General features: G+C 46.0%; 22 protein-coding genes. 2 read left to right on the top strand and 20 right to left on the bottom strand.

Going from position 1 to position 24,405, the window contains the following annotated elements; translation table 11 throughout:
* Positions 1 to 6 precede the first annotated feature (6 nt).
* The 18 genes from ECA1_RS02580 to ECA1_RS02665 form a co-directional block, all read right to left on the bottom strand.
* Positions 7 to 2,469: a heavy metal translocating P-type ATPase gene (locus ECA1_RS02580; RefSeq protein WP_060791645.1), complete on the bottom strand. Its 2,463-nt coding sequence runs from the start codon at positions 2,467 to 2,469 to the stop codon at positions 7 to 9.
* A gap of 262 nt (positions 2,470 to 2,731) precedes the next feature.
* A complete protein-coding gene (locus tag ECA1_RS02585; RefSeq protein ID WP_060791646.1) occupies positions 2,732 to 4,168 on the bottom strand; it encodes a glycoside hydrolase family 1 protein in 1,437 nt (478 codons plus the stop codon).
* Positions 4,169 to 4,335: 167 nt separating this feature from the next.
* Positions 4,336 to 6,102, bottom strand: coding sequence for an ABC transporter ATP-binding protein (locus ECA1_RS02590; protein ID WP_060791647.1), 1,767 nt, complete (start codon positions 6,100 to 6,102; stop codon positions 4,336 to 4,338).
* Positions 6,068 to 7,810 carry an ABC transporter ATP-binding protein gene (locus ECA1_RS02595; protein WP_060791648.1) on the bottom strand — a complete coding sequence of 581 codons (1,743 nt, stop codon included), beginning with the start codon at positions 7,808 to 7,810 and terminating at the stop codon, positions 6,068 to 6,070. Before ECA1_RS02595 ends, ECA1_RS02590 begins: the two co-directional genes overlap by 35 nt.
* Positions 7,807 to 8,247: a MarR family winged helix-turn-helix transcriptional regulator gene (locus tag ECA1_RS02600; RefSeq protein ID WP_060791649.1), complete on the bottom strand. Its 441-nt coding sequence runs from the start codon at positions 8,245 to 8,247 to the stop codon at positions 7,807 to 7,809. The genes ECA1_RS02595 and ECA1_RS02600 overlap by 4 nt, the downstream gene beginning before the upstream one ends.
* A 166-nt stretch (positions 8,248 to 8,413) precedes the next feature.
* Positions 8,414 to 10,165, bottom strand: a complete 1,752-nt coding sequence (locus tag ECA1_RS02605) for a glycosyltransferase family protein (RefSeq protein WP_060791650.1) — start codon at positions 10,163 to 10,165, stop codon at positions 8,414 to 8,416.
* A 165-nt stretch (positions 10,166 to 10,330) separates the two neighbouring features.
* Positions 10,331 to 10,699, bottom strand: a complete 369-nt coding sequence (gene fliS, locus ECA1_RS02610; protein ID WP_034859136.1) for a flagellar export chaperone FliS — start codon at positions 10,697 to 10,699, stop codon at positions 10,331 to 10,333.
* 13 nt (positions 10,700 to 10,712) lie between these two features.
* Entirely contained in the window at positions 10,713 to 11,042 is a 330-nt protein-coding gene (locus tag ECA1_RS02615) for a hypothetical protein (protein ID WP_060791651.1), read from the bottom strand.
* Between the two features lie 74 nt (positions 11,043 to 11,116).
* A complete protein-coding gene (gene fliD, locus ECA1_RS02620) occupies positions 11,117 to 12,538 on the bottom strand; it encodes a flagellar filament capping protein FliD (RefSeq protein WP_060791652.1) in 1,422 nt (473 codons plus the stop codon).
* A 4-nt stretch (positions 12,539 to 12,542) separates the two neighbouring features.
* Positions 12,543 to 12,956: a flagellar protein FlaG gene (locus ECA1_RS02625; protein ID WP_016609033.1), complete on the bottom strand. Its 414-nt coding sequence runs from the start codon at positions 12,954 to 12,956 to the stop codon at positions 12,543 to 12,545.
* Between the two features lie 102 nt (positions 12,957 to 13,058).
* Complete coding sequence (locus ECA1_RS02630) at positions 13,059 to 14,141, bottom strand: flagellin N-terminal helical domain-containing protein (RefSeq protein ID WP_005226642.1); 1,083 nt, start codon at positions 14,139 to 14,141, stop codon at positions 13,059 to 13,061.
* Positions 14,142 to 14,276: 135 nt separating this feature from the next.
* Entirely contained in the window at positions 14,277 to 15,197 is a 921-nt protein-coding gene (flgL, locus tag ECA1_RS02635) for a flagellar hook-associated protein FlgL (RefSeq protein WP_005226641.1), read from the bottom strand.
* A 3-nt stretch (positions 15,198 to 15,200) separates the two neighbouring features.
* Entirely contained in the window at positions 15,201 to 16,724 is a 1,524-nt protein-coding gene (gene flgK / locus ECA1_RS02640; protein ID WP_060791653.1) for a flagellar hook-associated protein FlgK, read from the bottom strand.
* A gap of 11 nt (positions 16,725 to 16,735) precedes the next feature.
* On the bottom strand, positions 16,736 to 17,092 hold the full coding sequence (locus ECA1_RS02645; protein WP_060791654.1) for a hypothetical protein: 357 nt from the start codon (positions 17,090 to 17,092) through the stop codon (positions 16,736 to 16,738).
* Positions 17,093 to 17,368: a flagellar biosynthesis anti-sigma factor FlgM gene (flgM, locus tag ECA1_RS02650; RefSeq protein ID WP_005226638.1), complete on the bottom strand. Its 276-nt coding sequence runs from the start codon at positions 17,366 to 17,368 to the stop codon at positions 17,093 to 17,095.
* A gap of 95 nt (positions 17,369 to 17,463) precedes the next feature.
* Positions 17,464 to 18,522: a flagellar motor switch phosphatase FliY gene (gene fliY, locus ECA1_RS02655; protein ID WP_005226637.1), complete on the bottom strand. Its 1,059-nt coding sequence runs from the start codon at positions 18,520 to 18,522 to the stop codon at positions 17,464 to 17,466.
* A complete protein-coding gene (gene fliM, locus ECA1_RS02660; RefSeq protein WP_060791655.1) occupies positions 18,519 to 19,529 on the bottom strand; it encodes a flagellar motor switch protein FliM in 1,011 nt (336 codons plus the stop codon). The genes fliY and fliM overlap by 4 nt, the downstream gene beginning before the upstream one ends.
* Before the next feature lie 17 nt (positions 19,530 to 19,546).
* A complete protein-coding gene (locus tag ECA1_RS02665; protein WP_005226635.1) occupies positions 19,547 to 19,936 on the bottom strand; it encodes a chemotaxis protein CheW in 390 nt (129 codons plus the stop codon).
* Positions 19,937 to 20,236: 300 nt separating this feature from the next.
* On the opposite strand from ECA1_RS02665, the gene motA reads away from it, so the two are divergent.
* The gene (gene motA / locus ECA1_RS02670) at positions 20,237 to 21,001 is read left to right on the top strand and encodes a flagellar motor stator protein MotA (protein WP_005232810.1); all 765 of its coding nucleotides are present in this window, start codon (positions 20,237 to 20,239) and stop codon (positions 20,999 to 21,001) included.
* Positions 21,002 to 21,014: 13 nt separating this feature from the next.
* Positions 21,015 to 21,785 carry an OmpA/MotB family protein gene (locus ECA1_RS02675; RefSeq protein WP_060791656.1) on the top strand — a complete coding sequence of 257 codons (771 nt, stop codon included), beginning with the start codon at positions 21,015 to 21,017 and terminating at the stop codon, positions 21,783 to 21,785.
* A gap of 33 nt (positions 21,786 to 21,818) precedes the next feature.
* On the opposite strand, the gene ECA1_RS02680 is transcribed toward ECA1_RS02675, so the two are convergent.
* Together ECA1_RS02680 and ECA1_RS02685 are read right to left on the bottom strand one after the other, a co-directional pair.
* Positions 21,819 to 22,028, bottom strand: a complete 210-nt coding sequence (locus tag ECA1_RS02680; protein ID WP_005226572.1) for a hypothetical protein — start codon at positions 22,026 to 22,028, stop codon at positions 21,819 to 21,821.
* A 272-nt stretch (positions 22,029 to 22,300) separates the two neighbouring features.
* Complete coding sequence (locus ECA1_RS02685) at positions 22,301 to 24,346, bottom strand: methyl-accepting chemotaxis protein (RefSeq protein WP_060791657.1); 2,046 nt, start codon at positions 24,344 to 24,346, stop codon at positions 22,301 to 22,303.
* Positions 24,347 to 24,405 lie beyond the last annotated feature (59 nt).

Here is a 24,405-nt window from a genome sequence, read left to right on the forward strand (position 1 = left end):
CTTCGTTTATTTTTTCGCTGAGGGTTGGAATCGTTTCAGCCGCAAGGCATTCAATAAAACGGATACCGAGCTGAAGCTCATGGCCGCCCCAGCGATCATTGGATTGAGCAAGGGGCCACCGAAAAGATGCAGCACACCCATTGCGACAGGGATGCCTAAGACGTTATAAGCAAAAGCCCAGAAAAGATTTTCTTTGATGTTTTTGATGGTTGCCCGACTTAACTCGATCGCTGATGGGACGTCCATCAGATCGCTGCGCATCAGTACGATGTCTGCCGATTCGATGGCGACATCGGTACCGGAGCCGATCGCGATCCCTACATCGGCTTGGGCTAACGCGGGCGCATCATTGATCCCGTCACCTACCATCGCAACCTTTTGGCCTTTGGCTTGCAGGCCAGCTACTTTGGCGGCTTTATCTTCTGGCAAGACGTCACTGATCACTTCATCGATACCGACTTGTTTGGCGATGGCTTGGGCCGTTCGGGCATTGTCGCCCGTGATCATTGCTACGTACAAGCCCATTTGATGCAACCGGTCAATGGCTTTTCGACTGCTTTCTTTGATAGTATCTGCCACAGCGATGATCCCGATCGCTTCGCCGTCTTTGGCAACATACATCGGTGTTTTCCCTTCGTGAGCCAATTGTTGGGCTTGCTCGATCAGGCCATCAATGGCAACGTTTTGTTTTTCCAACCATTTCTGGTTGCCTAATAGGACTGGACTGCCAGCGATCGTTCCTTGAATCCCATGCCCTGGGATCGCTTCAAACCCGTCAACTTCTTGTAGGGCGAGAGCTTGCGTGCGGGCTTCGATCACAATGGCTTCGCCTAATGGATGTTCTGAACCTTTTTCAACAGAAGCCGCCAGCTGCAGCAATTCCGTCGGCGTGTGGTTGCCGGCAGGCAGGAGATCGGTTACGACTGGTTTGCCTTCTGTGATTGTGCCGGTTTTATCAAAGACGATCGTCGTCACGTTTCTAGCTGTTTCTAACGCATCGCCGCTTTTGATCAAGACGCCATTTTCTGCCCCTTTGCCCGCACCCACCATGATGGCGGTCGGTGTCGCTAATCCTAAGGCACACGGACAAGCAATCACTAATACAGAAATCGTAATGGTCAATGAGAAGATCCAGGTTTCTTGTCCTAAGAAAAACCAGGCAAGTCCTGCAAAAACCGCCAAGACCATGACGATCGGGACAAACACCCCCGAAACTTTGTCAGCCATGCGAGCAATCGGCGCTTTGGAGCCTTGGGCATTTTCTACTAACTGAATGATTTGCGCTAACGTTGAATCTTCTCCCACATTGGTGGCTTCATATTGAAAGGAGCCGTTTTTGTTGATACTGGCGCCGATCACCCGATCACCGACTTGTTTTTCGATAGGTAAGCTTTCTCCAGTAATCATTGATTCATCGATGGCAGAGCGGCCTTGGGTAACGATCCCATCCACAGGAATCTTCTCACCAGGTCGTACGATTAAGATATCGCCAGCTGCGACTTCTTCAATACCCACTTCGACTTCTTCGGCTTGATTCCCGCTGCCGCGGAGCACGCGGGCTTTTTTCGGTGCGAGATCCAACAACTTCTTGATAGCTTCGGAGGTTTTGCCCTTCGAGACCGACTCAAGGTATTTTCCTAAAGTAACTAATGCCAAAATAACGGCGGCTGTTTCATAGTACAAGTGCATCGCATAATGGGTCGTGCCCAGGTAGACCATCACGGTCCCATAAATACTATAAAAGAAGGCAGCACTGGTTCCCAATGCGACGAGGGAATCCATATTGGGATGGCCTTTCCAAAGTGCTTTGAAACCAGCAATGTAAAAGGCGCGACCGAGGACCATCACCGGTAAGACCAAAAGCAATTGAGTGGTAACAAAATTGACTGGATAGGCCATCGGATCTAAAAAGCCAGGGATCGGCAAACCGATCATTTCCCCCATCGTCAAATAGAACAAGGGGATCGTAAAGAGCGCTGAAAGCCAAAACCGTTGCCATAAAGCACGAATCTCTGCCTGTTTTGAATCCACCTTGTCGGCAGAAGCGGTCGGCAGCTGTGCATCATAGCCCGCCTCTTTCACGGCAGCTGCGATCTTCGCGGCGGTCACTTGATCTTGTTGATAGCTGACCGTCAGTTTTTCTGTTGCCAGATTGACGGAGGCTTGCTCCACACCCGCTAATTTTTGGACAGCTTTTTCTACTGTTTGGGCACAAGACGCACAGGTCATGCCCGAGATGGCAAAGGTCTCTTGTCTTTGGGAGCCGATCAGTTGATAGCCCGCTGCTTTGATGGCCGCAGCGAGTGTTTCTTCGGTGAGCTGCTGCTCGTCATAACGAATATGTAATTTTTCAGTAGCCAAATTGACAGCTGCTTGATCGACCCCCGCCAGCTTGCTGACTGTTTTTTCGACGGTCTGGGAACAAGACGCACAGGTCATCCCTTTTACCCCATAATTCTTTTCGATCATTGTTTCCTTCCTCCTTGCTTGCTATGCAAACCCATTAACCTTTTATGTTTACAGTTGTAATCTTCTTATACTTTACAATTATCGTTTACACTTGTCAACGATAATACTCAAAAAAAGGACGTTCTCCTTTGAAGCGGCCCAAAACGCGAGACTTTTGGTCTACCTTTGGGCGGTCGCTACAGGTGGAACGTACTTTTTTCTAAGAAACGATCACTGCCGTTGCAGGGGTCGTTTCGCTTATTCAGGTATTGGTTTTAGGAGGCTAGCACTCTTGCCCGTTGGTTTTGATCAGCTCTTGGTACCAGTAGAAGCTGTCTTTCTTGTAGCGTGCCAAAGATCCTTCTTGCGTTTCATCTTGGTCGACATAGACAAAGCCATAGCGTTTTTGGTAGCCGTTCAACCAGCTTAGCAAATCAGTGAAGGACCAGGTGCAATAGCCAAGAACTTCCGCGCCGTCGCTGATCGCTTCTTTGATGGCATGGACATGCCCTGCTAAATAATCGATGCGGTATTGGTCATGGATTTGATGATCATCGGTTAGTTTGTCGTATTCACCAAGTCCGTTTTCTGTAATGATCACAGGCACCCGATAACGGCTAGTGATTCGTCGTAAAGCGATCCGCAGCCCTTGGGGATCGATCTCCCAATCCCAATTCGTCCGTTCCACAAATGGATTTTCGGCTTTTTTGAACATTCCTGGTGTCCCGGTTTCTTCGGAGCTGCCTTTTTTCCCAGTGGTGTTTATTTTCCCCGCACCGACACCATCTAATGGATTGTAGGCATTTGTTGCTGTTTGGTAATAATTGATCCCTAAGAAATCTGGTTTTGCTGAACGCAGCAAGTCCATATCTCCTGGTTCAATCGTTGGTGCGATCCCTTGCTCTTTCAAGTAATTCATTGCAGCAATCGGGTATTCGCCCCATAGATAGACGTCTAACCAATAATGCGCCATCAAGTCTTCCGCGTTTTCAGCTGCCAAAATATTTTTCGGGTCGCTGTTGATTGGGTAGTTTGGTGAGTAGGCGAAACTTGGTCCGATTTTCCCTGGGATTTTCATCTCATGGAACTTGTTGATCACCGAAGCATTCGCCAAGTTAGCGATATGATTGACTTCATACATCCTTTTAGGATCGGTCACTCCTGGGGGATGGGCAGCTAAAAGATAACCTAAAGAAGTAAAGATATTTTGTTCATTCAAGCTGACCCAATAGTGGACTTTGCCGCGAAAGGCTTCAAACAATACGGCCGCATAGTTGGTGAAATCTTCAATGATTTTGCGAGATTCCCAGCCACCGTATTCTTCTTGCAAAGCTCGTGGCAGATCCCAATGGTACAAGGTCACCATCGGTTCGATCCCTGCTTTTATCAGTTCATCGATCAATGCTAAATAAAAGTCTAACCCTGCTTGATTGACTTCTCCTCGTCCTTCTGGAAAAATCCGTGTCCAAGCAATGGAAAAACGATAGGTTTTCAATCCTTGTTCTTTCATCAAGGCAACATCTTCTTTGAAGCGGTGGTAATGGTCGACCGCGACATCTCCGTTAGTTGCTTTAAAGGTTTTTCCTGGAATGCGGACAAAATCGTCCCAAACCGAAGCGCCTTTGCCGTCTTCTTGCCATGCGCCTTCTACTTGATAGGCTGCTGATGCTGAACCCCATAAAAAATCATTGGGGAATTCTTTTAGTTGTTTATGATCCAATTGTTTCCCTTCTTTCTGTTTGATGATACCCCTTTCTTAAGTATACCGATAATTGCCTGATTTGTCATAAGAAGATTTTGTACCTATGCCAAGAAAGCCGATAGCACGCAAAAAACATCCTTGCAAGCAGTGGCGTTCTCCTTGCAAGGATGTGGACTAGCTATGGATCATGCATCAAATTGTGCCTGATAGAGTGCGGCGTAACGCCCCTCTTTGGCTACTAATTCTTCGTGGGTCCCTTGCTCTACGATATTCCCCTGTTCCACCACGAGGATCGTATCGGCATGTCGAATCGTGGACAAGCGATGGGCGATCACAAAGGAGGTTTTGCCTTTCATCAATTTGGTCATCGCTGCTTGGATCAGCAGCTCTGTTTGCGTGTCGACATTCGATGTGGCTTCATCAAGAATCAACAGATCGGCATCCAACAGCATTGCTCGTGCAATCGTCAACAGCTGTTTTTGCCCTTGTGAGATACCGGTTCCGTCTTCAGAGATCAAAGTATCATAGCCTTTTGGCAGGCTCATAATAAAGTCATGGATATGGGCGGCTTGTGCAGCAGCTTGGACTTCTGCCAACGTCGCATTCGCCTTGCCGTAGGCCAAATTGTCGAAAACCGTTCCCGTGAACAACCAGGTATCTTGCAGCACCATCGCATAGCTTTGCCGTAGGCTGCGGCGTGTCGCTTGGCGGATATTTTTACCGTCTAACCGAATCGCTCCTTGGTCAGGGTCATAAAACCGCATCAAGAGGTTCACGATGGTGGTTTTCCCCGCTCCGGTCGGTCCGACGATCGCGACCAAGCTGCCAGCTGGTACTTGTAGCGAAAGGTCTTTGATGATGGGCTGCTGTGCTTGATAGCCGAAGGTCACATGGTCAAAGGCGACATCACCAGACACCTCGTGGTATTCGTAGGCTCCAGGAACATCAGAAACTTCAGGTTCTTCATCCAGCAAACGGAAGATTCGTTCTGCCGCCGCCAATGCTGATTGCAAATCGCTGAAGATGTTGGCTAACTCATTGATTGGTCCTGAGAATTTTCTGGAGTAAAGAACAAAGGAAGAAACATTCCCTAATGTCAGATGACCGAACAAAAACAGCAAAGCGCCAAACATACTGATCAAGGACAACGACAGATTGTTGATAAAGTTGATGGAAGGACCAGTCATACTGCCGTAGTACTCGGCATTGTAATAGGCATCCACCGCTTCTTGGTTTTTTTCGTCAAAACGGCTGATGATCGCTTCTTCTTGGTTATACAGCTTGATCGTTTGCTGACCAGAAATAATCTCTTCCACAAAGCCGTTCAATTCGCCTAATTTGCGGGAACGACGGCGAAACAATGGTTGAAATTTGCTCATCAAAAAGCGGGTCAAAAAGATCGAAGCGGGAACCGTTACGACAAAAATCAGCACCAGCAGCGGCGAAATCAAAACCATCATCACAAACGAACCAATGATCGTCACAAGACTGCTGAGGACTTGAATGGCATCGCTGGCCAATGACGTATTGATGGTATCGACATCATAACTGATGCGACTGATGATATCCCCAGTGGCGACTCGGTCAAAATACCCCACTGGCAGTTCGGTGATTTTATCAAAAATCGCCTTGCGCATCGCTGCCACCACCCGCTGACTCAAGCGGATCATCATGAGCGAAATCAGATAACTAAGAAGGGAAGACGCAAGATAAAACAGCAGCATCAGCCCACAATAAAAGAAGACTCGGTCAAAAATGACCTTGCCGGGACCCGGTTGAATGGCATCAATGGCGTACCCTGAAAGCAACGGTCCCACCAAGGCGAAAATGTTGCTGGCCATCATCAATACAGCGGCTGCTAGCAAGAGACCTTTGTACTCGTAAAGATAGCCCCACAAACGCCGTAGTGTTTTCTTACTATCCTGCGGTTTTTCCGTTTTTTTCTTCGGCATCGTCGGCACCTCCTGTCTGACCTTGATAAATGGCTTGGTAGATCGCATTTTCTGCTAGTAATTCTTGGTGACTGCCAAAGCCGTTCATTTGCCCGTTTTCCAGTACCAAAATTTTGTCGGCATGCTGGATCGAGCTGATCCGCTGCGCGATCAAGACCGTCGTCGTCTGTTGAAACTGCTGTCTCAGGACCTTGCGCAACTGAGCGTCGGTCCGATAATCCAGCGCACTGGCAGAATCATCCAAAATCAAAATCTCTGGATCCCCCGCCAAGGCCCGCGATAACAAGACCCGCTGCTTTTGACCCCCGCTTAAATTGCTGCCTTTAGCATGCAGTGGATGAGCTAAGCGCTTGGGTAGTTGATTGATAAACTCCTTGGCTTGGGCGCGAGCCGCCGCTTCTTCGATCTGTTCTTTGGAAAACCGCCGACCAAAAGCGATATTTTCTTCGATCGTTTCCGCAAAAAGCACGTCTTTTTGTAAGACGACACCGAATAACTGATGCAGCTCCGTCGGATCGATGGAGCGAATGTCGCGACCAGCGATGCGAATCATGCCCTTCGTTGGGTCATAGAGCCGCAGCAGTAGTTTGACGATCGTTGATTTTCCACTACCAGTCGCACCGATAATCCCTAAGGTTTCTCCCGGCTGCAAGGAAAAATCGATGTCTTTCAGCACCTGGGTACCGTTAGGATAGGTGAAGGAAACTTTTTCAAAAACGATATGCGCAGACTCTTCTTTGACAGGCGCCTCAATGACTTGCATATTTTGCGGCAGGCGCAAGACGGATTGGATTCGATCGGCAGAAGCCAGCCCCTTTGACACGATCACAAAGATGCGCGTGATACTGAGCATGGCATTCAAAATGATCGTAAAATAAGTCAAAAAGGCGATGATGACGCCTGGTTGGGTCAATCCTTGATTGACGCGAAAGGCACTGACGACGATCACTAGCGTCAGTCCGATATTCAAAAATAGGTCCATCAGGGGTGGTGTCGCAGCCATCGTTCGATTAGCGGTAGTTTCCGCAGCTACTACGTCTTGGTTGACGTGGTCAAAGCGCTTTTTCTCGTAATCTGCTTTGGACAAGGCCTTGATCACCCGAGCCCCAGTCACATTTTCACGGACAGTTCGCACCAACACATCCACTTGCTTTTGCAATGAGGCAAACAAGGGAATCCCCCGTTTCGAGATCGTGACTGCCGCCACTAAAGTGAAGGGCAAGACGCCTACTAAGACCAGCGTCAACACGGGATCTAATGTGGCAGTGATCATGATCCCCCCTAATAACAGAATCGGGGCACGAATCCCCATCCGTTGGATCATCCCTACCGTTTGATGGATATTGTAAGTGTCTGTCGTCAAGCGAGACACCAAAGAAGGGATCCCGACTTCTTCGACTTGCGGAATCGACAGATAGGAAACTTTTTCAAATAAATCATGGCGTATACTGCCGTTGGTATCGCGAGCAACACTGGAGGCCATCCGATTGGCGATGATATTGGTGACGACTGCGATGATGGAGCAGACCACCATCGCCCCACCCCAAGCAAAAATTGCAGATACCTGCTTGGTGGGGATCACAGAATCGATGATATACGCCAAAATCCAAGGCAATAGCAAGTCCATCAGGGAGCCGAAGAATTTGATACTGACGCCAAGGGAGATGCGGCCGATATAGGGTTTTAAATATTGAGTCAAAAGATTCATTCCATCGCCTCATCTTTCGCTAAAATCCGCTGGGAATTTTCTTTGACGATTTCCAGATCGGCGATCAACTGCTGCTGTTGGGCAGCAGAAAAACCTGCTACGACTTGTTCATTCCAGCTTTGAAGCAGCTGTTGGATCGCTGGTTGGACGGCGAGTGCTTTTTCGGTTGGATAAACCAGTAATTGTCGTTTGTCGGTGGGACTGCTGGTTCTAGTGACAAATCCTCGTTCTTCTAGGATTGCTAGTTGACGGGCAACATTGCTTTTATTCACAAAAATCTTCTTGGCTAAGGCTTCTTGACTGATCCCCGGTTGGCGGCAAATGTTTAAGATATAGGTATGATGCATCCCGCCTAAACCAAATTTTTTCAGTTCTTTTTCCCGATAAAGGGTGGCGAGACGGGCAATATGATTGATTGAGCGGATAATGGCTTCCATGAGCACTCCTGCCTTTCTTAGTTCTTCAAAGTGTCTAATCTATTATAAGGAATAATCGTTGCGTGCGCAACGATTATTGTTTCTGACGAAAAGCAACAGGTCCACTGTTGTTGATCAGCAAAAAAAGAACTTCAGCCCTCTCGCTGAAGTTCTTTCCTTATTCATTTTATTCAGATTCTTTCAATAAAGCTTGTACGACCTTACGACGACGGTACAGCTGTCTTGTTTTCCAGCTGATAAAGCCGATGAGTAAAGCGAGCCAAGAAATGATCGTCAGCCATAAAGCTCCGTCGAAAAACCAAGGCGCGTCGTAATCAACGACTAAGACATTCTCCCCTGCTTGCTGTTGGACAGAAACGGCACCAATGGCACTCAAAGAGACATCTTTTTCAGTTAGTGGCTGCTGATTGAGGGTCAATTCAGTATATCGGTAATTGATGATCGGTAAAGCCTTCCACGTCTCTTGATCACCTTGCCAACGTAAAGTAAGCTTCCCGTTTTCTACGGTTTTTGCCACGCTATCATTCTTTTCAATGATTTCTTCCCCGTACAAATTGTACTTGTTCTTCTTGGTTTCTTGATAGAGGGGCAGATAATCTGGCGTAGAACGTTGATACAGCGCTAATGCTAAGGACTTGTCTTTACTAAAATAGGCTTCCTTCAATTGCGCTTCAGATTCCGCCGACAGATAGGTGTGGTTTCGCAGTGAAACCGCAGCTTCATCGGAGTGCCAGTCCTGCATTTTGACCGTGTTTTGGATCAGGATTTGACCAACACTCAAGACTAAAACGAGGACGAACCAACGCGGATTTGCCAATGGCTTGCCCCGATAATAAGGAACTAGCAGGCACAAACCGACTAAGATCAAAATCGTGGCAGGAACAAAGAACCGAAAAGGAAATTGCAGTAAATTGATCACACCATTGTCCAGACTGCCTAGCCATTGCCAAGGAACAGCGTTCGATGATAAAACGAAAAAGACTGCTGCAGCTGCCGTCATTAATTTGAAGCCGCCAGATAGACGTGGCCACACACGGATCGCACCGCAAAAGAACAAGGCACATAAGATGGGCAGCAGGTACGGAGTCGTCCACCAATAGCTGCTGGTTCCAGTAATGGTATTGTTCTGCATGTTGCGATTCACAAAAGGCGCGATCAACGTGTTACTCGTATAAAGATCCAACATCCCTAACCAAATATTGGCGGTCAGTAGCAAGAAGATTCCGATCGCTCCTGCTAAGCGCAGCACCAATTGTCGTTTTTCTTCGCCAGAAGTCCCAACAAAAAAGGCGCGTAAGAAAAAGGGCACGTATAAGAACACTAACAAGATGCTTGAAAACACATGGATTTGAAATAAGACCGCCACGGAAACCCCTACCGCAAAAGGCCGTAACCGTTTATGTTCCCCTAGTGCGATCAGTGGGATCAGGCACAGCGGCAGCACAGCCGCCCCCCAAGCAGAAAAGCCCTGTCGCTCAATCCAATACTGGACAGAATAGGTCGCCATAAACAGGACGCTCATCCCCACTGACAGCCAACCATTGACTCGTAATTTCTTTAATAAGCCAAACATCGAAAACCCTGCTAACAAATAGAGCAGCCCGTTGGCGAGCAGCTGGTAGGAAAACCACGAAGGACTCAGCAAGACCAGCAATCCTTGGAAATAGGCAAAAAAGGGCCCGTATAATGCATTGACGATACGAGCAGATTGCTGAAACCCGTAGATAGAAAGAAAATATTGAAAATTGCCCTCTTTGATCTGCTGGCTGGTCTCATAAAAACGATTGAAGTGAAAGACCACATCAGAGCCCAAAATCATGCCTTGGCCTAAGATCTGCGGTAATAAAAAAACACCACTCATTGCAATCAGAATCACCACTTGCCAGAAAAGCGGCTTTTGTACTATTTTTTGTTTCAAAAAAAAACCTCCTTGCACCTTTTCGGTACGCTCATAAAAAGAGTACCAGATAGGGACGAGGAGGGGAAAAAGAAAGCTTAGTGAAAAGGGATACATGGTAAAAATTTAACCAATTACTAAACTTTTCTAGGTTTTAGGTGGTCGTTTCTGTGCTTTTTCTCAAATTTATTGGGTGATCGTTTGCCAGCTTTCCAGTAGTTCGCTTAAAAGCGGGACGACCGTTTCTGCAGGGGCTGCCTCTTTTTGGACATTGGCACTGACTAGCTGATCGTACATATAGCCATACAGAGAATCGAGATCTTCTGCAATAGCGCCGCCTTGCTCACGGTCTAAAGAGACCCGTAATTCCAATAAAATATTCTGCGCCTTGACAAATTGCTGATGAGCTTGGCTCAACTCTTCTTTTTCCAATGCGATCACCGCTAATTTGATATTTTTGATCGCTGCTTGCAACAGCATTTCAATCAGTTTGTTGGGGGAGGCACTCATTACTTGGTTCTGCAAATAGTTGTTTTGCATTTTTTGATAATTCATCTTTTTTTCCTCACTATAAATCAAATTCGACGAAGGCGGCACTGTCTTCTTGCTGCAAATACGTTTTGACAAGATTATTTTTGCGGTTCAAACGCCCCAATTCTTGTTTGATCTCTTGCTGCTGGGCTTTGACCTGGTCTAAGAACGCTTGATACGCTTGGATCACTTGTTGCGCCAACGCACTGGTTTGTGGACTATGGCTCTGTTCTTCTGCTTGCATGGCTGCTATGACCGCTGCATTGGCTGCCATCAAACGACCGGCTTCTTCGCTGTCGCCGCGCCATTGGGCAAAACCAGTTAAGATCTGATTCAAACGTTCATCTAATGATACGTGTGGCTCCATCGGTTGTTTCCTTTCATGTTGACGAGGGTTTCTTATGCGAATGAGAAAATGACTGCTTTAATCGGCTATCCTGCCTAGTTTGACGTATTGGCAAACTGATTGCTTAGGTAGCTCAGCTGATTTTCAGCCTCCATCATCACGGAGTCTAACTTGGTAAACATTGTGATGTAACGCTCTTTTTTCATTGCTAAAATATCATCAAACCGTGTGATCTGCTTGTTTAAATCCTTGATGGTACTGTCATAGGTCGCAGATTTGGTGGCAATGATCCCTTTATTGGCTGAAGTATTGACGACATAGCTGTTGGCTAATTCTTTTAGGGCTAGTGTATAGCCAGTCTCTTTCGTGCTCGCACTGCCATCAGCTTCTTTGGTTTTCGTACTTGCATAAAAGAAAGACTTCACAGCAGCGGGATCTTCCGCTAAGGCTTCTTTTAACTTTGTCGTATCCAATCCCAATGTACCATCATTATCGACGGTGGAGATGCCTAGCTTATTAGCGGTCAGCTTTGAACCGCTGACGGCTGGAATGGTGATCAAATTTCGCAATTGGGTCTGTAGACGAGTCAACGCACTGTCTCCCACCAAGGTCCCCGTCTTGTTGTTTTCACTACTAGGATCTCCCACGGTCAAATTGTCGCCGATAAAACTCATCAAGCTATTGTATTGATCCACTAATCCTTGCACTGCATCAACGACTTTCGAGGTATCATTGGCTAAAGAAAGCGTCACATGCTCCTCGCTTTTTTTCGCTAACGTCAGCGTGACACCATCGATAACATCCGTCACACTGTTGCTGTCGCGAGTGATCTTCATGCCGTCTAGCTCAAAAATAGCCGGTTGGCCTTGCGTCGTTGTCGCAGTTGAACCGATCCCTAACCCTTCGGCGGCATTGCCGTCGATCAAGAAATTTTTGTCGCCCATTTTGGTATTTGTTAAAATCAAACGGTTATCCACAATGCTCGCCGCGACGAAGGTCGTCTTGCTTTGGCTATTGATCTTGGCTGCCACATCTTTTAAGCTGTCTTCGGCCGTGATCTCGATCGAAGCGGTGATCGGTTTGCCATCTTCATCGACTTCCGAACTGGTCAATGACAGCTGACCACTGACATTTAGGGCCGTTTTGCTGCTTTGAGCTACTTGACTCCCCGTCACCTTCGTGGCTGTTGCTAGTTGGTTGACTTTTAGATCATAGGTGCCTTCTGGAGCTTCCGTTGTTCCTGCAATTGAAGCGATGCTGCTATTGGTGGTCGTCGCTTTTTTCGTTTGATAAGCATCATCTTTTTGTAATGCATCGACTTTTGACAAAAAGTTAGTCAAGCGAGTGCTGATATCACTCCACGCCGTTTTTTGTGCTTTAAGCGACGTGATTTTATTCTCAGCGCGGGTCTTGTTGATCGCATCTGCCGCCAATAATTTTTCAATATCTTCTGAAGTCACGCCAGAATAACTCCCTAGCGTTGTACTGATTCCTGAACTGCTGGTTACACTTGCCATGTTTTCATCCCTTTCGATCGACCGCGATGCCCATATCATCCCATATTTTCCCAATCACATCTAGCATGTTGGCGGGCGGGATCTCTTTGATCACTTCGTTGGTCTGCATATCCACTAAACGCACCATCGTACGCCCCGTGCGCTCATGTACTTCATAAGCCAATTTCATATCTTTGCCAAGTAGTCGCTGATTCACTTCCTCCACGGAGGCTGCGATCTTGTGCTGATCGGCTACTGAAAAATAGTGGATCGGCGGTTCAGTGGCCACTGTCTGTTCCTTTTTCTCCGCCAGTTTCCCCTCTTGGTGTTGCGGCTGAAGGTTGGCGGTCTCTTGATCTAGGGATTCGATCGGACGTGCTTTAGCGACCGACGCAACGGCTTCGATCGGGTGTATTCCTGACATTGGCTGAATATCCATCAGAGCTTCCTCATTTCTAAGCGTTTTTGTGCTGCTATGTAAAACACAAGAACTGCGCTTCCCCTAGGCAGTCCTTGTGTCAGTGGTTCACTTGATCAAAAATTATCCTTGTAACAAGCTCAATACGCTGTTAGGCATTGAGTTTGCTTGTGCCAACATTGAAGTTGCTGCTTGAGAAAGGATGTTGCTCTTCGTAAAGCTCATCATTTCTTGCGCCATATCAACGTCACGGATACGTGAGTTTGCTTCAGATAGGTTTTCTTGCGTTGTACCTAAGTTGTTGATTGTGTGTTCTAGACGGTTTTGCGCCGCACCAAGATCCGCACGTTGTGCAGAAACTGCTTTGATCGCTTCATCGATTTTTGTGATTGGGTTGTTTTCAACGCTGACAGTTGCCGCTGCTGCTTTGCCTTCATCAGAAGCGGTAAATGTTGCTAAAGCATCATCGTATGTTTTTTGAGCTGTTGCTTTTGCTGTATCATCAGCAGCTGTATCGATGGCTGTTTGTAATTCAGCAACTGTTTTACCAGCTGCCGCATCAACTGTGCCGTCCGCTGCATATTTTGTTGTAGCATCTGCTTTAAAGGCAGTCGCTACTGCTTTATCTTTTGCTGCAGCAACAGCTTTAGCATCGCTTGTGTCAATGGCTTGGGTTAAATCTAAGCCTTTTACTTTCAATGCAGATGAGCTCATGTTGTTGATTGAAACGCTCATTGTTTGGTTTGCGTTGGCACCGATTTGGAAAGTGAATGATTTCGCATCATCGCCTTCACCAGTTAACAAGCTTTTTGTATTGAATTCAGTGGTATTACTGATACGGTCGATTTCATCAGACAATGCGGTGTATTCTTTGTTGATCGCACTGCGGTCGTCATCACTTAACGTACCGTTTGAACTTTGTACCGCAAGATCACGCATACGGCCTAAGATGCTGTGGGTTTCATTTAATGCACCTTCTGCTGTTTGGATCAATGAAATACCATCTTGTGCGTTGCTTTTTGCTTGTGACAAACCGCCGATTTGGCCTTTCATTTTTTCAGAAATTGCTAAGCCAGCTGCGTCGTCCCCAGCTTTGTTGATGCGTAAGCCTGAAGATAATTTAGACAAAGAATTGCTTTTAGAAGCATTTGCTGCCGTTAGGCGTGAGTAAGTATTCAATGCTGAAACGTTTGTATTGATTCTCATGTGTAGTTCCTCCTAATTTTATTCGCTAAGGTTTCCCTCTGCTACTATTTATCGGAAGAAACCGTTCAGGGTTAAGCCTTTTTTCTAAAAAAAATAAAAAACTTTTGCTCTCAGCAAAGAACAAAAGTTTTTGGGTTAATTTAAATAATCTAGAATGGACATCTGCATGATCTTTGTTCCCATCGCTAGTGTTGAACGGTAGGCAGTCATTTGATTTTGATATTCCATATACTTTTCCGCAATATCGACGTCTTGTTTGTTGGACAGTGTTTCGGTCAAGTTCAGCTTTTCCGTCTCATTTCGATCAGCTGCCGCCTCCAAGCGATTGTAGAGGGTGCCGATCTGCGCCCGTACATTCACCACATTAGTGGCATGCTGGTCATGAGCGGTTAAAAGCTCGCCACCTAAGGCATCTTTATCATCACTGCGCAACGCAGACAACAAATCATTGAAATAGGTGCTTAAATTTTGGGGATCCGCAGCTGTGCCCGTCTCGTTCATCAGACGATCACCGCTGGCTAACAGATCCACCGAGACCCCATTTGCGATTTCTCGCGGCAAGTCTTCGCTGGTGCCATTGTATTTGATACCGACGATGGCGTCATTTTCTTTGACGATCTCAAAAGGCGCCGTCGTCGTATTCGTTCCGCTAAATAGATAGCGGCCATCAAAGTTGGTGTTTAATGATTCAACGATGCCTTCGATCTCTTGCTCGATCTCTGAACGATTTGCCCCTAATTCCTCACTGCCAGCTGTCGCATTGGCAGAAGATTGAACCAACGAGCGAATCCGCAGCATCGAAGTACTGACACTTTCTAAAGCAGAATCTTGGGCTTTTGTCCAAGAAATACTGTCTTTGATCGTATTGTTGTAAGTTTTGTTTTGATTTAACGACACATTGAGATCCATGATTTTTGAAACCAGCAGCGGATTATCCGAGGACTTGCTGACTTCTTTTAAGCTCGATAGCTGATTCAACGTGGATTGGACTTTGGAGGCGTTGGTTCCTAGATTTCGTAAAAAATCATTGTAGGTGATTGAATTGGAAATACGCATGGTCTACACTCCTGTTCGATTGATCAATGTGTCTAACATTTCAGAAACGACCGATAATATGCGGGCATTGGCCTGAAATCCTTGTTGGAAACGAATCACATCGGACATTTCTTCATTTAATGAAACCCCAGACACCGATTGATTTTTGTATTCTAGTTGATTCAGCAGCGACAATTGGGCACTGACTGTATTGTCGGCTTGCTGTTTTGAGATCCCGTTTTTGGTGACGATGCTGTTAAAATAGCTGCTGACACTCATGCCAGATGCTGCATTGGCAAACGTCAATGTCTCAGAATCAAAAGAAGCGATCGTCTTTTCTGACAACGGGAAGTCCAATTTGGCACTGCTGAGTTTCGCCATTGCAGCAGCTCTTGAACCATCTCCTGCTGCATTGCTCGTTCCGCCGGTCACCAGACTTGGGTTATCTAACAGTGCTTGGCTGACCCGAATCGTCGTCGCTGTACCAGTATCATCTTGGCCGATCTCAAATAGACCGCTAGTAGGAGAAGCGCCGCCGGTAAAGACCATGTTCATGGCTTGCGCGATCGTCGTCGTAAAGTTGTTCAATTCCGTCAAACGGCTGCCGATCTCCCCAGATGATGCTTGCAGGCCTCCGATCGCGCCTTCTTTGATCGGCAATTCTGTATAGGCGGTTTCGCCATTGTCGGTGGTTTTCGTCAACAAGACGGTTCCAGCTGGATAAGACCCTGTGATGGTTTCGGCAGGATTCAAGGCGTTGCCGTCTTTGGAAACCAAGGCGCCTGTGTCGCTTTGTCCCACCACCACACTAAGGGTATTGCGTTCCTCCGCACTTAAAATCGTCTGTCCGCTCATGGATACAAACCCACGGCCATACTGATTGGTCTTGGTTTCGATCCCTGCTAGACCCGAGAGATCTTTCAACAGACTGTCTCGACGATCTAAAAGATCATTGGGTGTCTCACCACTTGTCGTCAACCCATAGATCTGTTCATTCAAGGATTGCAGCTGTTTGACCTTCTCATTGAAGTCCAGCGCGGATTTTTCGATGGTATCCAGCGTATCGCTTTGCAGCTGCGTCATTTGTTTGCCCATTTGGTTGATGGTATCGGCAAACGTACTGCTGTTTTCCAGCACAAGGGTCTTAGACGTATCCAGTTCAGGATTGTTGGCTAATGCGGTCCAAGAATCAAACATCGTTGCCAGCTGTTTGGACAGTCCGTTGTCAGAAGGCTCATTCATTAAACTTTCCAGCTGTCCTAATATGTCTGCTTTTTGTTCATAATATGTATAGGTAGAATTGGCATTGCGTACTTGTCCAATGACAAAATCATCGACGATCCGTTCGACACTGCCGACTTTCACACCCATACCGATGCTGCCGACACCCGCTAAATGATAAGACGCTTCGGCTTGCAAGTTGACTCGTTGTCTAGAGTAGCCGTCTGTATTGGTATTTGCAATGTTATGGCTGCTGGTTTGCAACGCTGCTTGATTGGCGGTCATGCCCCGGGTTGCGGTGCCTAATGAACCAAATAGTCCTGTCATAGAAGTACTCCTTACATTTTTTGATCGATGATCGCTGTTGAGACAGCTTGTTTTTCTTGGTATTTCGAATACGTATTTGCCGATGTCTTGATATTTTCTTTGACTGCATCCATCAAAACGGTTTGGAAACTAATGGCTTGCTCCGTCAGCAGGAGATTTTCGGCTTGCTGCACTTGGATCTGGCGGATGAGTTCTTTGATCGCCACTGAAAGAGTTCCTTCATACGTGGAAAAAACGGGTACGAAGGCGGTTTTTTTCTCGACGAGTTCTGGTAATTTTTCTGCTTGATTTTTGATCAAGCAGGTCTTTTCTTTTTGCAGCAACCGCAAGAACTGCTGAAGCTGACGCTCAAATTCCCGTTCTGTCATCTAGTCGACCTGCTTTTCATCTTGTTGCAGCATTTTATCTGCGATCGTTTCGGCAGATACTTGGTAGGTGCCTTCTTTGATCGCTCGCTTCAATTCTGCCACTCGCTCACTGCGACTGGCTGTTTGATTGGCACTCTTTTGAATGGCTTGAGCTGTTTCGGACAATTGAACATCGACGGTTTTTTCTGTCTGAGCAGCAGATGGCTTTTCTTGTTTGACCGCTTCACGTTTGATGGCCTTGTCGCTGTATTCTGCGTAACCTCTTTCGATTTTCATAGGTTCTCCTCCGTTCTCATTCTTCTACCCTCTACTATCGGTCAAATCACAAAAAAGTTAAACCCATATGTTTAACTTTTTGCGATTTCTTCAAATTAATGCAAATTGTGGATGCGTTGTTTTTGCGAAAGAATGTTGGTGATCCGCACACCGAAGTTTTCATTGATGACCACGACTTCCCCAGTGGCGATCAGCTTGCCGTTCAACAAAATCTCTAGCGGTTCATCCGTCAGTTTTTCCAGTTCGATGACGGACCCCGTATTGAAAGATAAAATATCCTTAATGGTTTTTTTGCTGCGGCCTAACACGACACTTAGATCCAATGGCACATCAAGAATCAAGTCCAAATTATCCCCATCGCTCACTCCGCTGGAGGCCAGTGTTTGAAACGCAGGTTTGCTGACTTCCACGGGCTTTGATGCAGCCGCTGGTTCTGGCGTAGGTGCAGCAACGGGTGCCGTTGGCTGCGGTGTTGGTGTTTCCCGAGTAACGACAGTCGCTTCGTCTGAGAGCATCGCACTGGCGATATCGTTGACCACAGGATCGGTAAAGATCTGCATGATTTTGCTTTCGATCAAACCTTCGACGCGCAAAGAAAATGAGATACAGTAAATCTCTTCCTCTGCCTCGATCCCGCTATACTCAATGTTTTCTGGTGTCTCCCATAGTTTGACGATCGGCGGCAAGATATCCACTTTGCGGCTGATCATCGTTGCCATCGAAGTCGAGGCAGTCCCAATCATTTGGTTCATAGCTTCTGCCACAGCACTTAGCTCTAATTCCGTAAATTGAGTGTTGCTGGTTTCACCAGTTCCACCCATCATCAAATCGGCGATCACGATGGCATCTTTGACTTCTAATAGCATCAAATTACTGCCTAAAAGGCCTTCTTTAAATTCAACTGTCGTCGCTACTTTTGGTGCAACGAGGTCGTTTAAGATCTCACCAAATTTGATTTTAGACACCCGGGGAGTCGTGATGCTGACCCGACGATCAAGAATGGAAGACAACGTCGTCGCCGCTTGCGACATGGAGATATTGCCAACTTCGCCGATAATGTCGACTTTGACTTGCTCTTCTAATCCTTGTGGCTGGGCTGGGGCACTTTGATTCAACAATGCATCGATTTCTGCTTGGGATAAACGTTCACTCATAGTTCTTGCTCCTCTTCTAACTTGTCTAATAATTCAATGGCTAAACGGTCCTCTTGCTTCCCAGGTTTTGCTCGGAAGTAAGGTTTTCCATCGATGAAAGTCTCCAATGGTTCAGTAATTTTTTTGTCTAGTTTGATGACATCGCCTTCTTCTAAGTGGAGAAACTCAGAAAGACTCATTTGAGCATGGCCCAGCAGAACTTCTAAATTCAAACCGACGCCATTCAAACTTTTTTGCAACTCGCGGCTATCGTCTTGGTTGACTGGCTGATTGCTATCAAACCAATTGCGGAAACTTAATTTATCAATGATCCCTTCAAAGAAGACATAGGGGATACATAGATTGATAAAATGTTTCACTTCAAAAATTTTGATAGTAAAGGTCACTAACACGACGGGTTCGTTGGGCGACATGTTTTGCATCAATTGCGGATTCGTATCGATTCCATCCAAAACCGAATCCAAGGCAACGATGTCCTTCCAAACATTTTGGTAGACCCGGACAAATTGTGCCACCACTTCTTCCAAGATTGCTGTTTCAATATCAGTAAAACTTTTTTTCTCGCTAAAATCTATTTCGATCGGCTTGTTTTGATAGACATCCAAGCCGCCGCACAACAACTCCACCAACATCATACACAGTTGTGGGTTCATCTCGATCATTTGAATCCCGCTCAAAGGCTGCGAATGAAAGAGCCCCAACAAAGTAAATTTTGGTATCGAATGGATAAATTCGTCATAACTGACTTGTTCGATAGCTGCCAACTGCAAAGAAACATTGGTCCGCAGTTGGGTAGAAAGCATGCTACTGCTCATCTTCGAGAAATCCTCGAAGATCATGTGCAGGGTATTGACGTATTCTTTCGACAGCTTTGTTGGTCGGCGAAAATCGTAGGCTTTCACTTTGGCTTGTTTGTCTTCTATCTCAATAATTTCTTGATCGATCTCTCCGCTGCTCATCGCATTCAACAATAAATCAATCTCTTGCTGCGTCAATACCTGATCCACACTAATCCCCCATTTTTTTAAAAAATCATGTGATCGATTTGAATCACACTGGCTACTTTTTCACCGATCGTCACGACCCCAACGGCATGTTCTGTCTCTTGATTGCTCAGTTGGATATCGTCTTCGGTGATATCAAGAACTTCAATTACTTCTTCTACAAGGACTCCTTTGGTCTCCTCTTGCTTCTTCATGATCAATATGTTTTTTTCGTAGGCTGGTTCCATGATGGGAATCAATTTTGCCAAACGAATCACCGTTACGACAGACCCCCGCAGATTGATCAGCCCTTCCACCCACTCTGGTGCTAAGGGCACCTTCGTAAAGGAAGGGGCATCAATGACCTCGTCCACCGAGTCCGCTGAGATCAAATAGTACTGCTGAGCCATTTTGAAAAGAATCATCTGCATGTCGCTATCCTCCTAGGCATTAGGCAAAGGCTTTGTCGATGGCAGTGATTACGCGGTCCGTGTCAAAGGGCTTCACGAAAAAAAACGGTACCATCTATAAATATTCACAAAAATTGCAAGCTGTACCATTTCAAAAATTTGCCGTCACTTGCCCAAAAAACAACAAAAAAAGAAGAAGCTGAAAATTTATTTTAGTTATTTTTAGGATTATTTTTTTTTGCTATTAAGAATGATTTTAATTCACCGATAAAATAAATGAGGGTTTAAAACCTGGAAATAGAATTTAGGAGGACGCAACAAATGGATTTTTTCTTGCTGATCGGTATTATTTTAGGATTGATATCTGTGGTGGTTGGGATGATTGTAAAAGGTGCCAATGTGGCCGTTTTGATCAATCCGGCAGCCGCGATCATCATTTTCGTTGGTGTGATCGCAGCCGTTATCAATTCATTTCCCAGCAGTGATATCAAAAAAATCCCGAAGATCTTCGGCGTTCTGCTGAAAAATAAAGAATACGACTTAAAAACAACCATCAATACCATCGTTGAATTAGCCAACCAAGCCCGGCGCGATGGCTTGTTATCTCTTGAAGGTGCCATCCAAAACTTAGAAGATCCTTTTTTAAAAAAGGGCTTGGAAATGGTGGTTGATGGCATCGCTGCCGAACAGATCCAAGAAATCATGGAGAATGAGATCTATGGGATCGAAGAACGGCATCGCATCGGCTCGGCTATTTTTAAAACCGCCGGCACGAGTTCCCCGACCTTAGGGGTGTTAGGAGCCGTGATCGGGCTGATTGGGGCGCTAGGTAATTTAGAGGATGTAGAGGCACTGGGGCACATGATCTCGGCGGCCTTCGTGGCGACCCTTTATGGTATTTTCTTCGGCTATGTCCTGTTCATTCCCTTTAGCTCACGCCTGACCTTGAAATCGGAGCAAGAGGTCCAAATGATGTCGATCATCGTGGAAGGGGTCTTAGCGATCCAAGCCGGGCAATCGCCGAAAAGCATTGAGAAAAAATTATACAGCTTGATCGATCCGAAAAAACGGCAAGAACAATTATAAAGGGTGAAGCGACATGAAGCGAAAAAAGAAACATGAAGAACATGTAGACGAAGCGTGGCTTTTGCCTTACTCGGATATGTTGACCTTGCTGCTGGCTTTGTTCATCGTCATGTTTGCCATGGCGAAAGTCGATGATGAGAAGTTCCAAGAAATCAAAAGCGAATTTGGCACCATCCTTTCCAGCCACCACAGCAATTCATCTGTGATTGGGTCGGTGATCGATATGGGCGAGACCACGCCGCGAAAAAAAGCCGCCACTTCTGCCGAAGCACAAGCGCAAGAAGCAGCGGTTCGGACCCAACTGGAAAATCAGCAACTAGAAAAAATCAGCGACCAGCTATCACAAGAGCTGGCAGCTTCTGGCTTAAAAGAGCAGACAGAAGTCCGCTTGGAATCCGATGGCTTGCATATCACGCTTGCCAGCAGTATCTTGTTTGCCTCTGGCAGCGCCGAGATCACGGACACCACTCGTCAGTCACTGGATCTGCTATCGGACTCACTGAAAAAATTAAAAACCAACAAAATCGTGATCGCTGGGCATACCGATAACGTACCTGAAAAAGGCAATGGCCGCTACCAATCTAACTGGGATCTTAGTTCCGCTCGGGCCATTACCGTTATGGAGTACTTCATCAGCAAAGGCGCCGTTTTAGAAAAAAATGCTGCCATCCAAGCCTTTGCCGATACCGAACCGAAGGCCGATAACAACACCCCCCAAGGCCGCTCGGAAAACCGCCGCGTGGAGATGATCATTCAGCGGACTGAAACGGCAGCTGCTCAATAAATAACCTTTTCCAATTAAAAAAACGATCCCCTTTCAAAGGCGATCGTTTTTTTTATCTATAAATAAATTGTAGTAGCCGTAACAAATGATGACAATGCCCACCAATGTGGAACGGTCAATAAAAGGAATCTCAAAAACCATAAAAAGCAACCCTTTTAAGCCTAAAATGATGATACCCATAACTAGCATCAGCCAAGAGGCGAGACGAATCAATTGGTATTCTTTTCCAAAAATCTTCAGCAACCGTACCCCTCCTTTTCTCAACTTAAAGTGTACGCTTTCTTAATGAGCAATCACAGTTCACCTGTCTGATGTTGCTGCTTGGCAAAAGTCGACAGCCATTGGTTGCTTCTTCTCATTATAACAGATGCTTCATGCCTCACCCTACGGTTTCCTAACTGACCTTCTTTTTTTGCAGTTGGACAATTCTGATTTAACCATACACATCAAAAAACCCCCATTACCAACGAATTTATTGGGAATGGGGGGATGATCAGCTTTCGCTAGTCAATCATTTATTTTTCCACTTCAAACCGATTGGTCAATCGCTTCAACTCTTCTGCAATGTCTCTGAGATCGGCCACATGGTTGGTAAATTCATCCATGGTTGCCAAGACTTCTTCTGCATTTGCGGAAACTTCTTGTGTACCAGCGGCATTTTCTTCCGTTGATGCGGAAATGTTTTCTAAGTTTTCCAGTACACTGTTTTGAATGTTTTCGATACGGGCACTGGCTGCTTCAATATGATGGATGCCTTCGATCATATAGCTGCTGCGTTGGAAAACTTCTTTTGAAGACGAGATCGCTTCTTTGATCAAGTTGGTTTGGCGAACGCCGCCTTTGACAGATGCCGACGTTTGTTTGACCATTTGACTAGACTGCTCACGAATTTCTTCAATGATCGCTTCGATCTCTTTGGTAGAAGCCTTGCTTTGTTCCGCCAATTTACGGATCTCAGCTGCCACGACGGCAAAGCCTTTGCCCGACTCACCTGCACTTGCGGCTTCGATCGATGCATTCAAGGCTAGCAAGTTGGTTTGGTAAGAAATATCGTTGATGACCCCAATGATCGAGTTGATGTTTTGGATACTATCATTCATTCCCGTCATGTTCGACATCAAGCGCTCCATCTGTGCCAACTCTTGTCGCCAGCTGTCATCGACTTGATCCATGATCGTTAAGTTTTCTTGATTGATCTTCGTAGATTCTTGCGACTTGCTGCTCATGCCGCCAACATTTTCTCGTAATTCTTTCACGACCTGCGACAGATTTTGCATTTGGGACACGCTGTATTCTGTTTCTTGGGCTTGAGCACCGGTCACTTCAGCAATCCCCGTAATGGTTTGAGAGACTTCTTCTGTCGCAATATTGGTTTGTTTTGACAATTCTAATAAAGAATCCGACATTCCTGCGACACTGTTGCTTTCTTTTTGTACTTTTTGGATCAATGCACCCGTGCCTTCGATCATCACATTGTAATTGTCCGCCATTTGCTGGATCTCATTGCCTGCTTTATCTGGATATACAACTCGGCGTGCCAATTGATCCCATGTCCATTTTTCGCCTTTGGCTCTTTTGGTTTTGCTCATCTTCTCTAGTTTGCCTTCACCGACTTTTCTAAAGTAACGATTGAAGCAATCGATGATCGCTGCGACTACTTTGATCGCGGCATAAGAAACCAGTCCTACAAAGAGCAGCATCAAGATCGTAACGATAATGGTGGTGCGGACTAACGCTCCTAGCTCTTTGTCTAGATCACTAGCTTTGACTTCGGAGTACGCCCAAACATTGGAATCAGCAGACTTGTCATACAACACATCGTTGACTTTATTCGAGTCGCCTAAACCAACCATGCCTGTCGGGTTTTTAGCTTCTTTGATTTTTTGGAATACTTCTTCTTCTTTGATATTCTTACCGATTTGTTTGGTGTTTTTTGAGGTCACGATGACCCCAGATTCTGAAACTAAGGTGACATTCCCAGTCCGCCCTACGGTAAAGGAAGACAAGATGTTTTGAATGCTTTCATAGGAAACATCGACGCTTAAAACCCCCACTTGATTATGGGAATTTTTGACCCTGATCGAAGCCGACGTCACAAATTGATTCGACACCGTATCTAAATAAGGTGCTGTCCAATACACTTCTCCTTCAGCTTTTACGGCCCCTTTGTACCATGGCCGAATCGTAGGCTTATAATCATCTGGTAAGGGATTGAAGGTCACATACTCATCATCTTCTGTCCCAAAAGTCACCGCTAAGAAGCTGTTGCTCCCAGCAATCGCTAAAGAAAGATCTGAACGGATGCGCCCCATGCTGAATTCTGTTTTCATCGCTGGCAGTTCAGCCATTGATTTCAATTTGCTTTCCGTCGATCGGCGCAAACTCTTTTCTTCCGCCAAGATCAAATTGACGGCACTTTCTTTGTTCAAATCATTTCGTTCAATCAATAAGTTCTTGGTGGTTGAATAGGAACTTGTCAGCATGACAATGATCGGGATCCCCGCAACCAGCATCAAGGTGATCATCACATAAATTCCTATCGTCTTTTTTCTTTTTTTCACAACTGTGCCACTCCTTCATTTCCAATTTCACACGATCCAATGAAGACTCGTCCGTAGAC

It is taken from the genome of Enterococcus casseliflavus NBRC 100478 (assembly GCF_001544095.1).
Classification (GTDB): domain Bacteria; phylum Bacillota; class Bacilli; order Lactobacillales; family Enterococcaceae; genus Enterococcus_D; species Enterococcus_D casseliflavus.